General features: G+C 71.7%; 12 protein-coding genes. 6 read left to right on the top strand and 6 right to left on the bottom strand.

Annotated elements, in window-relative coordinates; genetic code table 11:
• Window positions 1-59 precede the first annotated feature (59 nt).
• On the top strand, window positions 60-1,172 hold the full coding sequence (gene dusB / locus AB0I79_RS23985; protein WP_357876413.1) for a tRNA dihydrouridine synthase DusB: 1,113 nt from the start codon (window positions 60-62) through the stop codon (window positions 1,170-1,172).
• A 155-nt stretch (window positions 1,173-1,327) separates the two neighbouring features.
• On the opposite strand, the gene AB0I79_RS23980 is transcribed toward dusB, so the two are convergent.
• On the bottom strand, window positions 1,328-2,110 hold the full coding sequence (locus AB0I79_RS23980; protein WP_357876411.1) for a phytanoyl-CoA dioxygenase family protein: 783 nt from the start codon (window positions 2,108-2,110) through the stop codon (window positions 1,328-1,330).
• A gap of 41 nt (window positions 2,111-2,151) precedes the next feature.
• Here AB0I79_RS23980 and AB0I79_RS23975 point away from each other — a divergent pair, with 41 nt between their 5' ends.
• The gene (locus tag AB0I79_RS23975; RefSeq protein ID WP_357876409.1) at window positions 2,152-3,222 is read left to right on the top strand and encodes an AraC family transcriptional regulator; all 1,071 of its coding nucleotides are present in this window, start codon (window positions 2,152-2,154) and stop codon (window positions 3,220-3,222) included.
• Between the two features lie 194 nt (window positions 3,223-3,416).
• The gene (locus tag AB0I79_RS23970; protein WP_357876407.1) at window positions 3,417-4,961 is read left to right on the top strand and encodes an alkaline phosphatase D family protein; all 1,545 of its coding nucleotides are present in this window, start codon (window positions 3,417-3,419) and stop codon (window positions 4,959-4,961) included.
• A gap of 93 nt (window positions 4,962-5,054) precedes the next feature.
• Here the strand turns inward: AB0I79_RS23970 and AB0I79_RS23965 are convergent, their stop codons facing one another.
• The gene (locus AB0I79_RS23965; protein WP_357876405.1) at window positions 5,055-5,549 is read right to left on the bottom strand and encodes a DUF2087 domain-containing protein; all 495 of its coding nucleotides are present in this window, start codon (window positions 5,547-5,549) and stop codon (window positions 5,055-5,057) included.
• Between the two features lie 17 nt (window positions 5,550-5,566).
• On the opposite strand from AB0I79_RS23965, the gene AB0I79_RS23960 reads away from it, so the two are divergent.
• The gene (locus AB0I79_RS23960) at window positions 5,567-6,130 is read left to right on the top strand and encodes a hypothetical protein (protein WP_357876403.1); all 564 of its coding nucleotides are present in this window, start codon (window positions 5,567-5,569) and stop codon (window positions 6,128-6,130) included.
• 130 nt (window positions 6,131-6,260) lie between these two features.
• Here AB0I79_RS23960 and AB0I79_RS23955 read toward each other — a convergent pair whose 3' ends face one another.
• From AB0I79_RS23955 to AB0I79_RS23945, 3 genes are all read right to left on the bottom strand, one after another.
• Window positions 6,261-8,759 carry a DUF3516 domain-containing protein gene (locus AB0I79_RS23955; RefSeq protein ID WP_357876402.1) on the bottom strand — a complete coding sequence of 833 codons (2,499 nt, stop codon included), beginning with the start codon at window positions 8,757-8,759 and terminating at the stop codon, window positions 6,261-6,263.
• A gap of 102 nt (window positions 8,760-8,861) precedes the next feature.
• Window positions 8,862-9,359, bottom strand: coding sequence for an N-acetyltransferase family protein (locus AB0I79_RS23950; RefSeq protein WP_357876400.1), 498 nt, complete (start codon window positions 9,357-9,359; stop codon window positions 8,862-8,864).
• 81 nt (window positions 9,360-9,440) lie between these two features.
• Window positions 9,441-10,709, bottom strand: a complete 1,269-nt coding sequence (locus AB0I79_RS23945; protein ID WP_357876398.1) for an acyltransferase — start codon at window positions 10,707-10,709, stop codon at window positions 9,441-9,443.
• A 185-nt stretch (window positions 10,710-10,894) separates the two neighbouring features.
• On the opposite strand from AB0I79_RS23945, the gene AB0I79_RS23940 reads away from it, so the two are divergent.
• Together AB0I79_RS23940 and AB0I79_RS23935 are read left to right on the top strand one after the other, a co-directional pair.
• Window positions 10,895-12,142 (top strand): sensor domain-containing protein, encoded by a 1,248-nt coding sequence (locus AB0I79_RS23940; RefSeq protein ID WP_357876396.1) that lies wholly within the window; start codon window positions 10,895-10,897, stop codon window positions 12,140-12,142.
• A complete protein-coding gene (locus AB0I79_RS23935; protein ID WP_185103121.1) occupies window positions 12,133-12,780 on the top strand; it encodes a response regulator transcription factor in 648 nt (215 codons plus the stop codon). Before AB0I79_RS23940 ends, AB0I79_RS23935 begins: the two co-directional genes overlap by 10 nt.
• A gap of 138 nt (window positions 12,781-12,918) precedes the next feature.
• Here the strand turns inward: AB0I79_RS23935 and mihF are convergent, their stop codons facing one another.
• Entirely contained in the window at window positions 12,919-13,224 is a 306-nt protein-coding gene (gene mihF, locus AB0I79_RS23930; RefSeq protein ID WP_043641121.1) for an integration host factor, actinobacterial type, read from the bottom strand.
• Between the last annotated feature and the right edge of the window lie 6 nt (window positions 13,225-13,230).

Below are 13,230 nucleotides of genomic sequence, written 5' to 3'. Positions count from 1 at the left end.
CGATCAACAGACTATCCGCGAATACCGGTTGCGGCTTGACCTGCGCTACAACTGTTCGAGTGAAGATTGGGCCGATTGAGGCGTGGCCGCCCGTGGTGCTCGCGCCGATGGCGGGCATCACGAACGCGCCGTTCCGGGTGCTCTGCCGCGAGCAGGGCGCGGGGCTGTTCGTCTGCGAGATGATCACGACCAGGGGTCTCGTCGAGCGCAATCCCAAGACGATGCGGATGATCAGGTTCGAGGAGTCGGAGCGGCCCAGGAGCATCCAGCTCTACGGGGTGGACCCCGCGATCGTGGGCCGGGCGGTGCGGATGATCGCCGAGGAGGACCTCGCCGATCACGTCGATCTCAACTTCGGCTGCCCCGTGCCCAAGGTGACCAGGCGCGGGGGCGGGTCGGCGCTGCCGTACAAGCGGAACCTGCTGCGCCGCATCCTGCGCGAGGCGGTGGCGAACGCCGGGCCGCTGCCCGTGACGATGAAGATGCGCAAGGGCATCGACGACGACCACCTGACCTACCTCGACGCCGGCCGGATCGCCGCCGAGGAGGGTGTCGCCGCGATCGCGCTGCACGCCCGCACCGCCAAGCAGCACTACGGCGGCGTCGCCGACTGGGAGGCCGTCGCCAGGCTGAAGGAGGCCGTGCCCGAGATCCCCGTGCTGGGCAACGGCGACATCTGGTGCGCCGACGACGCGCTCAGGATGGTGGCGCGCACCGGCTGCGACGGGGTCGTCGTCGGACGCGGGTGCCTGGGCCGGCCGTGGTTGTTCAAGGACCTGGAGAACGCGTTCAACGGCAGCCCCGAGCGGGCCCGGCCGACCCTCGGCGAGGTCGCCGAGGTGATGGCCAGGCACGCCGAGGGGCTGACCCGGTGCTTCGACATCGAGCGGTACGCCGTGGCCGACTTCCGCAAGCACGTCGGCTGGTACCTGAAGGGGTTCACGGTCGGCAGCGAGCTGCGGCGCGAGCTGGCCACGGCCGAGTCGCTCGACGGGCTGCGGGCGGGCCTGGCCAAGCTGGAGCACGACCAGCCGTGGCCGCCGAACACCGACACGCCGCGGGGCAAGTCGGGGGAGCGGTCCAAGGTGCTCCTGCCTGACGGGTGGCTGGACGACCCCTGGGACTGCCCCGTCCCCGACGGCGACGCCGAGTCGGACATCTCCGGCGGATGAGCGGGGCTGCCCGGCGGTCCCTGAGAGGTGCCGGCGCGGCCCGGTGATCTCCGGCGGATGGCTGGTGCGGGCCACCGGTGGCCTCTGGCGGGCGGTCAGGTGCGAGCCGCCGATGGTCTCCGGGGCTAGTGCGAGCCGCTGGTGATCTCCTGGGGCTAGTGCGGGCCGCTGGTGATCTCCGTGCCGCAGGGGCCGCCGCCGACCGCCGGTTCGAGGCGTACGGGCTCGCCTGACATGGTGAGCGTCGGGTAGTACTCCGCGATCCGCTCCGCCGAGCGGCCCACGTAGTGGCAGATGAAGCTGCGGCGGAAGCGGTCATCGGTGCTGTTCGGCTCCGAGCCGTGCACGAGGCTGCCGTTGAAGAAGAGCACGTCGCCGGGGTTCATGTCCACGGGGACCTTCTCCAGGCCGGGCGGCGGCGGCACGTACTCGCGGGTGAACGAGACGCCCTCGTCGGCCTCCTCCGGGCAGAACAGGTCCATGAGATGGGTGCCGGGCACGACCTCGAGGCCGCCGTTGGCCCGGTCCACCCGGTCGAGCGCCACCCAGGTGGCCACGCAGGTGCCCGGCTCGACCCGGAGGTAGAAGTTGTCCTGGTGCAGCGCCTGGCCCCTGGCCCCCGGCGGCTTGAAGTAGAACATGCTCTGGGCTGCTATCGGCTCCTCGCCCAGCAGGTCGCGCAGTATCGCGCCGATGCGCCTGTCGAGCAGGTAGCGCAGGGCCACGTCGTTCACCTGGTGGGGGTGCATGATCCGGGGGTAGTCGCGCAGGATGTCGTACGGCTGCCCCGGCACCTGCGGCTGCGGCGCGAAGTGGCCGGGGATCGGCCCCCGGGCGTGCAGCGCCATGAACTCGTCCCGCAGCTCGGCCACCTCTTCCGGCGCGAGGAGACCGGGCACCAGCGTGTACCCCTGATCGTGGAAGTCGTTGAGCCTCATGACTCTCACGCTAGGCAGCGCCGTCGTGCAACGGTATGCCCATGACCGCTGAGGACCTGTCTGTTCCTGCTGCCGAGTTGATGATCTTGGGCCACTACGACAAGGGGGCCGGGTACGCCACGCGCCGCCCCGGCGGGTCGCCGAGCTGGCTGCTGTTGTGGACGGAGTCGGGAGCCGGGCTCGTCGAGCAGGGTGGAGTGTCGTTCCATGTGGAGGCGGGGGACCTGGCCGTGCTGGGGTCGGGGGTGGCCCAGCACTACCGGGTGCGGCCGGGGGCGGGGCGGTGGCGGTTCTGGTGGGTGCACTTCCAGCCGCGTGCCGCCTGGGCGGCCTGGCTGGGGCCCCATGCCGTGGGTGGCGGCTGCCATGTGGTGGCGGGGGTGCCGGAAGGGGTGCACGAGCGGATCGGGCTGGCGTTCCTGAGGGCGCGTCAGGACGCCCGCTGGACGCCCGACGCGCCGCTCCCGGTGGTGCCCTGGGCCCCGCAGGGAGGGGCGGGCGGTGGCCAGCCGGCCGGAGGCCGCGAAGGACGCGGCGCCGGTGAGGCGGCCGGAGGTCGCGACGGACGTGGCGGCGGTGAGGCGGCTGAAGGTCGCGACGGACGTGGCGGCGGTGAGGCGGCCGGAGGTCGCGACGGACGGGGCGGCGAGGTGCGGGTGCCGGCCGTCGTGTCCGGCGGGGCGGCGCGGGAGCTGGTGATGGGGGCCGTGGAGGAGGTGCTGGTACTGGCCACCGCGACAGTGCGGCCCGGGGGCCGGCCCGAGGGCAGGGGCGAGGAGGGGGACGAGCGGGTCCGCCGCGCTCTGGCGATCATCGCGGCCGAGCCGGGCGCGCCGCACTCGGTCGCCTCGCTCGCCCGCGCGGTCGCGCTTTCGCCCTCCCGTTTCGCCCACCTGTTCGCCGACGTGACGGGTCAGCCGCCGATGCAGGCCGTCCGCAGGGCCCGGGTACGGCACGCGGCGAGCCTGCTGGAGGTGACCGACATGGACATCGGGCAGGTGGCGGCGGCCTCGGGCTTCGTCAGCCCGTTCCACTTCAGCCGGGCCTTCAGGAAGGAGTACGGCCTGCCGCCCCGCGACTACCGCGCCCGCCTGCGCCCGGTCACCGGGTGACCGGCAGCGGGCCCGGGAGGGGGCGACCCTCCCGCTGCCGATCGCCACCGGCTTCACGGGCTTCATGGGCTTCACAGGTTCGGGACGAAGCTTCACCAGCTGTTCAACGAGCCGTATCGCGGCGCACTCTCTCCGCAGGAAGCCGCAGGCCAGGCTGTCGCCGAAGGCAACGCCACCGTCACGTAAGGACCCCCATGATCACCCGGCGTTCACTTCTCGCCGGGGGCCTCGGCCTGGGCCTGTCCGCGGCACCGGGGGTCTCCCCGGTGCGCGCGGCCGCCCGGCGCGCCCCTCTGTCCGACCCCTTCCAGCTCGGCGTCGCCTCGGGCGAGCCCACGTATGACGGTGTGGTGCTCTGGACCCGCCTGGCCATGGACCCGATCGCGCTCGACGGCCTCGGCGGCATGCCGGACCGCGCGATCTCCGTCCACTGGCAGCTCGCCAAAGACGAAAATTTCCGACATGTCGTACGTCGCGGCTCAGAGATCGCCCGCCGCGACGAGGCCCACAGCGTGCACGTCGAGCTCGACGGGCTCGACCCCGGCGCCGAGTACTTCTACCGCTTCAAGGCCGGCGGCGAGCTCAGCCCCACCGGCCGCACCCTCACCGCGCCCGCCCCCGGCACCCGCGGCAGGCCGCTGAACCTGTCGTTCGCCTCCTGCGCCGACTACCAGTCCGGCTGGTTCACCCCGTACCGCAGGATGGCCGAGGACCAGCCCGACCTGATCGCCTTCCTCGGCGACTACGTCTACGAGTACGGAGACTACGAGTACCCCGTACGCGACCAGGCCGGCGGCGAATGCCTCGACCTAGCCGGGTACCGGCTGCGCCACGCCCAGCACAAGGCCGACCCCGACTCGCGGCTCGCGCACGCCATCGCCCCCTGGGCCGTGGTCTGGGACGACCACGACATCGACAACGCCTGGGCCGGCGACGTGCCCGAGCAGCCCGGCCCACCGTTCCTCCAGCGCCGGGCGGCGGCCTTCCAGGCCTACTACGAGAACATGCCGCTGCGCCGCGCCCAGAGACCGGACGGGGCGGCGCTCAAGCTGTACCGCAGCATCCGCTGGGGCGCGGTCGCCAACCTGCACCTGCTCGACACCCGCCAGTACCGCGACCTGTACGCCTGCACCGGCAGGAGCGGCACGGTCGGCCCCGGCTGCGCTCAGCGCTTCGAGCCCGACCGCACCATGCTCGGCCGGGAGCAGGAGGCCTGGCTGGACGACCGGCTCAAGCGCTCGCGCGCCACCTGGGACCTGCTCGGCCAGCAGGTCTTCCTCATGGAGATGGACTGGGCCAACGGCGAGGGCAAGGGCTACTCCAACGAGGGCTGGGACGGCTACGTCGCCTCCCGCGACCGGCTGACCGCCGCCATCGACGCGTACCGGCGCAACGCGGTCGTGCTCACCGGCGACGTGCACTCCCACTGGGCGGGCGAGGTCAAGCGCGACCACCGCGACCCCGGGTCGAAGTCCGTGGCCGTCGAGCTGGTCACCACCTCGGTCACCAGCGCGGGCAACGGCCTGGACGAGTACCCCGACACGCGGATCCTGCTGGCGGAGAACCCGCACGTGAAGTTCTTCAACGGCCGCCGCGGCTACGTGCGCACCCGGATCACCGAGCGGGAGATGAAGGTCGACTTCCGCTCGGTGGCCCGCGTCACCGAGCCCCACGCCCCCGCCTACACCTCCGGCTCGTTCGTCATCGAGCCGGGCCGCCCCACCCTGAACCCCGCCTGACAGGACCCAGTGGCAGACCGGCCTCGACGCCTGGCCCCGGCGACCTCCGCCAGATCACCGCCAGATCACCGCCAGATCACCGCCAGATCACCGCTAGATCTCCACGGGCCCGCCGCTGCGCCAGTAGACGTTGCCCTCCCGCGACAGCAGTTCCTCGTCCACGAGGTAGCGGCGCAGCGCCGCGTAGTCGTCGTGGAAGGCCCGCAGCGCCACGTTCACGTCCTTCTCCGGATAGCGCACGCCGGGCTCGAAGACCCGCACGATGTAGCGCAGCACGACGAGCCGCTTGTCGCGCTTCATCGCCGTCGTGGTCAGCCGCCCGTCCACCAGGAACGTGCGCAGCACCCGCTCCTCGGGGCTCAGCGCCTGCGGGGGCTCGGCGTGCGCCCGCAGCAGGTCGCGGAAGCGCTCGGGCGTGGCTCGCCACGCACCGCTCTCGTCGCGGGCCGCCAGACCGCCGTTCTCCAGTTTCCGCAGCGCCTTGGGGGACAGCTCGCCGGTGGCGCCGAGCACGAGGGAGGCGAAGGTCTGCAACGTGTCGTCCTGGTAGAGCAGGCCCAGGACGCGTCTGATCTCTTCGTCGTTCACTCATACCATTTTGACCCATGATCGCAGCACTGATGCTGGCGGCCACGGTCGCCATCCCGAACAACTTCCTCCTGTACGAGAAGGAAGCCGCCAAGAAGGACGACAACCCGGAGACGAGCTGGACGGCCACCGGCAAGAGGACCGCGCCGCTGGTCGTGAACCCGTGCCAGAAGGCCGCACTCGGCCGGACGGGGCGCGCCCAGGCCAGGACGCTGACGTACACGGCCGTGCCCGACTACTCCAAGTCGGAGCAGGTGGTGCTCTACTCCTCGCCGGCCGCCGCCGGGAAGGCGCTGCGGGACCTGGAGGCCGCCGTACGCGCCTGCGGCAGCGCCGCCTACCGCTACTCCGCCACCGCGATCGGCCTGGGTGACAAGGGGCTGATGGTGACCGGGCAGGCCTACCAGGGCGGGAAGCCGGCCGTCGGCGGCGAGCGGGCCATCGTCACGCGCCGCGCGAACGCCCTGATCCTCTACACCGTCGCGGGCGAGTGGGGCAAGCCCGCCAAGGCCGACTTCAAGCGCCAGACCAGCGACACCAAGCGCATGCTCGCCAAGATCTGCACCCTCGCCGACTGCTGAACGCAAGGAATGTCTCGATCTTGGGACATTGTCATGACACGACCCCGACGTTTTCCGAAGGAAACTGAATCGACAGGCCTGTGCCGGGACGCCCTTGCCAGTCCGTTCCGGCACACGGCTTGTCGTTTCTCTACAGCCGGTTGAGCCCCTGCACGTGCAGGACGGCCCGGCCCTCCTCGTCGGAGGCGGCCAGATCCACCTGGGCGTCGATGCCCCAGTCACCGTCGCCGGCCGGATCCTTGATCGTCTGCCGCACCTTCCACAGGCCGCTCTCCTCCTCGATCCGCAGCAGCGCGGGGCCGCGCGCGTCGGCGTCGGTGAAGATCTCCTCGTGGTCGGCGTAGTACGCGTCGAGCGCCGCGCCCCAGTCGACGTCGGGAGCCAGCTCCTCCAGCTCCTCCTCCTTCTCCAGCGCGCACAGCTCCACCAGCCGGAACATCGCGTTGCGCACCAGCACGCGGAAGGCCCGCACGTTCGCGGTGACCGGGCGCACCTTGACGTCGAGCTGCTCCTGCTGCTCCAGCGCCGCCTCCGGGTTGGTGAGCTTCTCCCACTCGTCGATCAGCGAGGAGTCGACCTGGCGGACCAGCTCGCCCAGCCACTCGATGAGGTCGACCAGGTCGTCGGTCTTGAGGTGCTCGGGCACCGTACGCGAAAGCGTGCGGTAGGCGTCGGCCAGGTACCGCAGCACCGTGCCCTCGGACCTGGCCAGCTCGTAGAACTGGATGTACTCGCTGAACGTCATCGCGCGCTCGAACATGTCGCGCACCACCGACTTCGGGCTGACCGTGTAGTCGCCCACCCACGGGTGCCCGCGCCGGTAGGTCTCGTACGCCCCGAGCAGCAGGTCCTCCAGCGGCATCGGGTACATGACCTCGGCGAGCTGCTCCATGCGCTCCTCGTACTCGACGCCGTCGGCCTTCATCTGCGCGACGGCCTCGCCCCTGGCCTTCTTGAGCTGGGCGGACAGGATCTGGCGCGGGTCGTCGAGGATGGACTCCACGATCGAGACCATGTCGAGCGCGTAGGCCGGCGACTCGCGGTCGAGCAGGTCGAAGGCGGCCAGCGCGAAGGTGGACAGCGCCTGGTTGAGCGCGAAGTCCTCCTGCAGCTCGATCGTCAGCCGGGCCCGGCGGCCCTGCTCGTCGGGCTCGCGGAACTGCTCGACGATGCCGCCCGCCAGCAGCGACCGGTAGATGGCGATGGCCTGGCTGATGTGCCGGCGCTGCCACTTGCGGTCCTCGTGGTTGTCGGTCAGCAGGTGCTTCATCGCCTGGAAGCAGTCGCCAGGACGGTTGATCACCGCGAGCAGCATGGCGTTGCTGACCTTGAAGCGGGAGTTCAGCGGCTCAGGCTCGGCCTCCTGGAGCTTGGTGAAGGTGTCCTCGCTCCAGCCGACGAAGCCCTCCGGCGGCTTCTTGCGGGCGTAGCCGCGGCGCCGCTTGGGGTCGTCGCCGATCTTGGCCAGGGCCTTGGCGTTCTCGATGTCGTGCTCGGGGGCCTGGCAGGCGACGTAGCCGATGGTGTCGAAGCCGGCGCGGCCCGCCCGGCCGGCGATCTGGTGGAACTCGCGGGCCCGCAGCCGCCGCACCTTGTTGCCGTCGTACTTCGACAGCGCCGTGAACAGCACCGTGCGGATCGGCACGTTGACGCCGACGCCCAGCGTGTCGGTGCCGCAGATGACCTTCAGCAGGCCGGCCTGGGCCAGCCGCTCCACCAGGCGGCGGTACTTCGGCAGCATGCCCGCGTGGTGCACGCCGATGCCGTGGCGGACCAGGCGCGACAGCGCCCGCCCGAACCGCGTGGTGAACCGGAACCCGCCGATCATGGTGGCGATGGCCTCCTTCTCGGCCTTGGTCGCCATGTTGATCGACATCAGCGCCTGCGCCCGCTCCATCGCCGCGGCCTGCGTGAAGTGCACGACGTAGACCGGCGCCTGGCCGGTGGAGAGCATCTCCTCCAGCGTCTCGTGCAGCGGGGTCATCCGGTAGGAGTACACCAGCGGCACCGGCCGCTCGGCGTGCTTGACCACCGCGGTCTCCCGGCCGGTGCGCCTGGTCAGGTCGTCCTTGAACATCGTGACGTCGCCGAGCGTCGCCGACATCAGGATGAACTGCACCTTCGGCAGCTCCAGCAGCGGCACCTGCCACGCCCAGCCGCGGTCGGGCTCGGCGTAGAAGTGGAACTCGTCCATGACGACCTGGCCGATGTCGGCCGCCGCGCCGTCGCGCAGCGCCACGTTGGCCAGGATCTCGGCCGTGCAGCAGATGATCGGCGCGCCGGGGTTGACGCTGGCGTCGCCCGTCATCATGCCGACGTTCTCCGTGCCGAAGACGGCGCACAGGTCGAAGAACTTCTCCGACACCAGCGCCTTGATCGGGGCGGTGTAGAACGTGCGCACGTCGCGGGTCAGCGCCGCGAAGTGGGCGCCCGCCGCCACCAGCGACTTGCCCGAGCCGGTGGGGGTGGCCAGGATCAGGTTGTTGCCGGAGACCACCTCGATGAGGGCCTCCTCCTGGGCGGGATAGAGGGTGAGCCCCCGCTCGGCGTTCCAGGCGACGAACGCGTCGAAGATGGCGTCGGGATCGGCGTCGATCTCTTCGGGCAGGCGGTCAACGAGTAGGCTCACACTCCTATCCTGCCGAAGTTTGCCGGATGGTCGAACCGGGGGCGGCCAACTCGGTCAAGAGCATCGGCTCGCGGCGGGTGCCGGGCGCCGCCCGGGGGCCGGTCAGCGCAGGTCGAGCTGCATCAGCACCGTGTCGATCCAGCGGCCGTGCTTGAAGCCGACCGACTTCAGCCGCCCCACCGTCTCGAAGCCGAACTTCTCGTGCAGCCGGGCCGAGGACGGGTCGCCCGAGTCGGCGATCACCGCGACGAGCTGGCGCGCCTCGGTCCGGCCGGCCGCCGCGACCAGCTCGCCCAGCAGCAGCCGCCCGAGCCCGCGCCCCGTACGCCCCGGCGCCAGGTAGATCGTGTCCTCCAGCGTGTGCCGGTAGGCGGGCTTGGGGCGGTACTGGGCCACGTAGGCGTACCCCGCGACCTCCCCGTCCACCTCCGCCACCAGGAACGGCAGCCCCGCCCCCGTGATGCCGCCGGCCTTGGCGCGCCAGTCGTCCGCCGTGAGCGGCGTCTCGTCGAACGTGGCCACCGTGGTGGTCACGTAGTGGGCGTAGATGCCGGCGACGGCGGGCAGGTCGGTCTCGGTCAGGGCACGCACCTTCGTCATGAACACATTCTGCTCACGGGCCGATGACGGCGGTGTTTCCGGATCCTCACGCCACCCGACGGGCGGGCCCGTGCTCACGTGCTACACGCGGGCCCGGGGCGCCGTCAGCAGCAGCCCGCCGAGCAGCGCGAGCACCGCCAGGAACGGCCCGCCCCCGGGCGCGAACCCGCCGACCGTCAGCGTCAGCACGCCGCCGCCGACCAGCCCGGCCGCCGCGAGCATGCCGCGCCAGCCCGCCGTCCCGTACGGCAGCGACGGCGGCGTCTCGAACCGGGCGAACCCCTTCAGCAGCGGCCACATGACCAGGCACAGCAGGCCGAACCAGACCGGCCAGCCGGCGAACCACAGGATGCTGCCGGGCCGCGGCGTGTCCACACCCAGCAGGACCACGACCACCCCGGTCACCGCGAACAGGGCCGGCATGTGCCACAGGTACATGGTCATGATCCGCGGCCCCGCCCAGGCCAGCAGGCGGCGCGTGGGCAGCCGCACCAGTGCGGGGCGCAGCGCCACGGCCAGGCCGACCTGGCCCAGGCCGACGGCGAGCATGGCCAGCGTGGGCGGGGCCATGTTGGACATCTCCGCGCCCGGCAGGCCGATCATGCTGCCCGGGTAGGGGCCGTACGCCACCAGCAGCGCCGCCGCGCCGAACCCGCCGAGCGCCAGCGCCCAGGCCGCCCGCAGCCTGCCCTCGGCGTAGAAGAGGCCGAGCTGGTGCACGGCCATCCAGACGAACACCACGTTCAGGTAACCCATGGCGTCCAGGCCGGTCGAGAACCTGGCCACGTCCGTCAGCACCGCCCCGGCCGCCAGCGCCACGGGGACCCGCCAGCCGTACCGCTCGTGCAGGCGCAGCGCGTACGGGGTGGCCGTGACGGCGATCAGGTACACGGCCAGGAACCACAACAGCTGGCCCGTCAGCTTCGCCCCCACCTCCAGCGGCTGCGCCGGCACGCCCAGGGACAGCAGGATGTGCGGCAGCGGGATCCACACCGCGGCCAGCGGCAGCAGCGGCCAGGCCAGCCGCCGCAGCCGCACGGCCAGCCACGACGGCGCGGGCTCCGCCGAGCGGCGGAAGCTGATCGCGTTGGCCGCGCCGCCCGCGAAGAACACCAGCGGCATCACCTGGCTCAGCCACGTCACCACCCACACGCCCGGCGTGGACAGCGCGTTGCCCGTCGTCAGCCGGTCGCCGTCGTAGCCGAGCACCGGGATCGTCCAGTGCTGGAACACGATGAGCACCATGCCCACCACCCGCAGCAGGTCGATGAACGGATCGCGCCCGGCCGCCACGCGGGCGGCCGGCGCGGGGGCCGGCGCGGCGGCGGGACGGTCCAGCAGGACGGTCATGGGGAGCCTCGATTCAGGGGGGAGCGGACGCACTCAAGGCTTTCGCCGCAGGCGCCGCCGCGCATTGCCGCGAGCCACCGTCCCGGGGTCGCGGCCCCATGACCGGCCACGGTAGGGCTGGCCCTACCCCCGCACACCGGTGCACCGGCTCGTACCGGCCGCGGCGGCGCTCTACCGTTGGGGCCATGCGCTCCCTGACGAGGCGGGTCCTCCTTGACTCCCGATACACGCTGGTCGGCTTCCCCACGACGCTGATCGGCTTCGTGCTCATGGTCGCGGGCTTCGCCGCAGGGCTCGGCACCGCGGTGGTGTGGATCGGCGTGCCGCTGCTGGCGGGCACGCTCATGATCGCGCGGGGTTTCGCCGACGCGGAGCGCGGCTGGCTGTCCGACGTGCTGCGGCGCCCGCCCGTACGGCCCCGCTACAAGCCCGTCCCGCAGGGCGCCGGCCGGTTCCGCCGGCTGATCAACCCGCTGACGAGCGGCCAGTCCTGGCTCGACCTGCTGCACGGCGTCATCAACCTGCCGTTCGCGATCATCGGGTTCGTGCTCACCGTCGTGTTCTGGGCGATCCCGCTGGGCGGCCTGACCTACCCGCTGTACGGCATCATCACCTCGAACATCCCCGGCAACGTCGAGCTGCCCGAGCTGCTCGGCCTGGGTGACGGCTACCTGGTCAACACCGTCTTCTACGTCTCGCTCGGCCTGGTCTTCACCCTGATCATGCCGTTCGGCGTCCGCGGCGCCGCGCTGGTGCGGGCCGGGCTCGGCAGGGCCCTGCTGACCGGCGTGGCCGAGCTGCAGGAGCGCATCGACGACCTGGCCGAGGGCCGCGCCGCCGCCGTCTCCGCCGAGGCCAACGCGCTGCGCAAGCTGGAGCGCGACATCCACGACGGGCCGCAGCAGCGGCTGGTCTCGCTGGCCATGGAGCTGTCCAGGGCGCAGCGGCAGCTGGCCAAGGACCCGGAGGCGGCGCAGGCCACGATCAAGTCCGCGATCACCGCCACCCGCGAGACGCTCGACGAGCTGCGTGCGCTCTCGCGCGGCATCGCCCCGCCCATCCTGTCCGACCGCGGCCTCGCGCCCGCCCTGGCCGCCCTGGCGGGCCGCTGCACCGTCCCCGTCGATCTGGACGTGCAGACCGTCGAGCGCTTCCAGGCCGCCGTCGAGAACGCCATCTACTTCGTCTGCGCGGAGACCCTCACCAACGTGGCCAAACACAGCCGCGCCACGGTGTGCACCGTCCAGCTCACCCGGGTCGGTAACTACCTGATGCTCACGATCGGGGATGATGGGGTCGGCGGCGCGCACGTCGCCAAGGGACACGGGCTCGCCGGGCTGGCCGACCGGCTCCGCGCAGTCGACGGGGAGCTGACCGTGCAGTCGCCCGACGGCGGGCCCACATTGATCGTGGCGGAGGTGCCGTGCGGGTAGTCGTGGCCGATGACGCGGTTCTGATCAGGGAGGGCCTGGTCAGGTTGCTCGAGGAGTTCGGCTGCGAGGTGGTGGCGACCGTCGGCGACGGCGACGCCCTCGTGGAGGCGATCGCCGAGCACAAGCCCGACGTGTCGGTGGTGGACGTGCGCATGCCGCCGTCCTTCACCGACGAGGGGCTCAGGGCGGCCGTGGAGGCCCGGCGCAGGGTGCCGGGGGCGCCCGTGCTCATCCTCTCCCAGTACGTCGAGGTCTCCTACGCCGACGACCTGCTCGCCGACGCCAGGGGCGCGGTGGGATACCTGCTGAAGGACCGGGTCGTCGACGTCGACGAGTTCCTCGAGGGCCTGCGGCGGGTGGCCGCGGGCGGCACCGTGTTCGACCCCCAGGTGGTGTCCCAGTTGATGGTGCGCAGGCGCAAGGACGACCCGCTCGCACAGCTCACGCCGCGCGAGCGCGAGGTGCTGGGGCTGATGGCCGAAGGGAAGTCCAATCCGGCCATCGGGCGGCAGCTCGTGATCAGTGACGGAGCCGTGGAGAAGCACATCAGGAGCATCTTCAACAAGCTCGGCCTCTACGCGGAGGACAGCGACCAGCATCGCCGGGTGCTTGCCGTGCTGACCTACCTGCGTTCCTGATCCTCGTACTGGGGGTTCTGACCCCTCGGGCTGGCCCGCCGTCGAGCGGGGCGGCTCCGCTCGCCGGTCCCTCCTGGCCAGTGAGGGGTCGCTGGCCGGTCCGCGCGGCATTCCGCGCGGACCTGGCCGCTCGGGGGTTTAGCCGAGCGCGTCGACCAGCTTCTTGCGCTGCTGGGCGCCCAGGCCGCCGAGGCGGCGCTTCTCGTCGACGCCCGCCTCCTCCATCAGCGCGGTGGCCTTGGCCGGCCCGACGCCCTTGACGGCGCGCAGCGCCTGGGACACCTTGATCTTCTTGGCGATGTCGTCATCGCGCTCCAGCAGCTGAGCGAACGTCAGCTCGCCCGCCTTGACCTTGGCCAGCAGGGCCGTGCGGGCGGCACGGGCCTCGGCCGCCTTGGCCAGAGCGGCTTGACGCTGCTCGGGGGTGAGAGTGGGAAGTGCCATCTCTGT

The organism is Nonomuraea sp. NPDC050202, assembly GCF_040656115.1.
Classification (GTDB): domain Bacteria; phylum Actinomycetota; class Actinomycetes; order Streptosporangiales; family Streptosporangiaceae; genus Nonomuraea.
The sequence above is the reverse complement of the archived record's forward strand: the minus strand, read 5'-3'. Positions and strand labels throughout refer to the sequence as shown.

Bases quoted from the DNA above. Each gene is read 5' to 3' on its own strand.
- AB0I79_RS23980 (WP_357876411.1), bottom strand. From the start codon at position 2,110: ATGAGGCTCAACGACTTCCACGATCAGGGGTACACGCTGGTGCCCGGT.
- AB0I79_RS23975 (WP_357876409.1), top strand. From the start codon at position 2,152: ATGACCGCTGAGGACCTGTCTGTTCCTGCTGCCGAGTTGATGATCTTG.
- AB0I79_RS23970 (WP_357876407.1), top strand. From the start codon at position 3,417: ATGATCACCCGGCGTTCACTTCTCGCCGGGGGCCTCGGCCTGGGCCTG.
- AB0I79_RS23960 (WP_357876403.1), top strand. From the start codon at position 5,567: ATGATCGCAGCACTGATGCTGGCGGCCACGGTCGCCATCCCGAACAAC.
- AB0I79_RS23950 (WP_357876400.1), bottom strand. From the start codon at position 9,359: ATGACGAAGGTGCGTGCCCTGACCGAGACCGACCTGCCCGCCGTCGCC.
- AB0I79_RS23945 (WP_357876398.1), bottom strand. From the start codon at position 10,709: ATGACCGTCCTGCTGGACCGTCCCGCCGCCGCGCCGGCCCCCGCGCCG.
- AB0I79_RS23940 (WP_357876396.1), top strand. From the start codon at position 10,895: ATGCGCTCCCTGACGAGGCGGGTCCTCCTTGACTCCCGATACACGCTG.
- mihF (WP_043641121.1), bottom strand. From the start codon at position 13,224: ATGGCACTTCCCACTCTCACCCCCGAGCAGCGTCAAGCCGCTCTGGCC.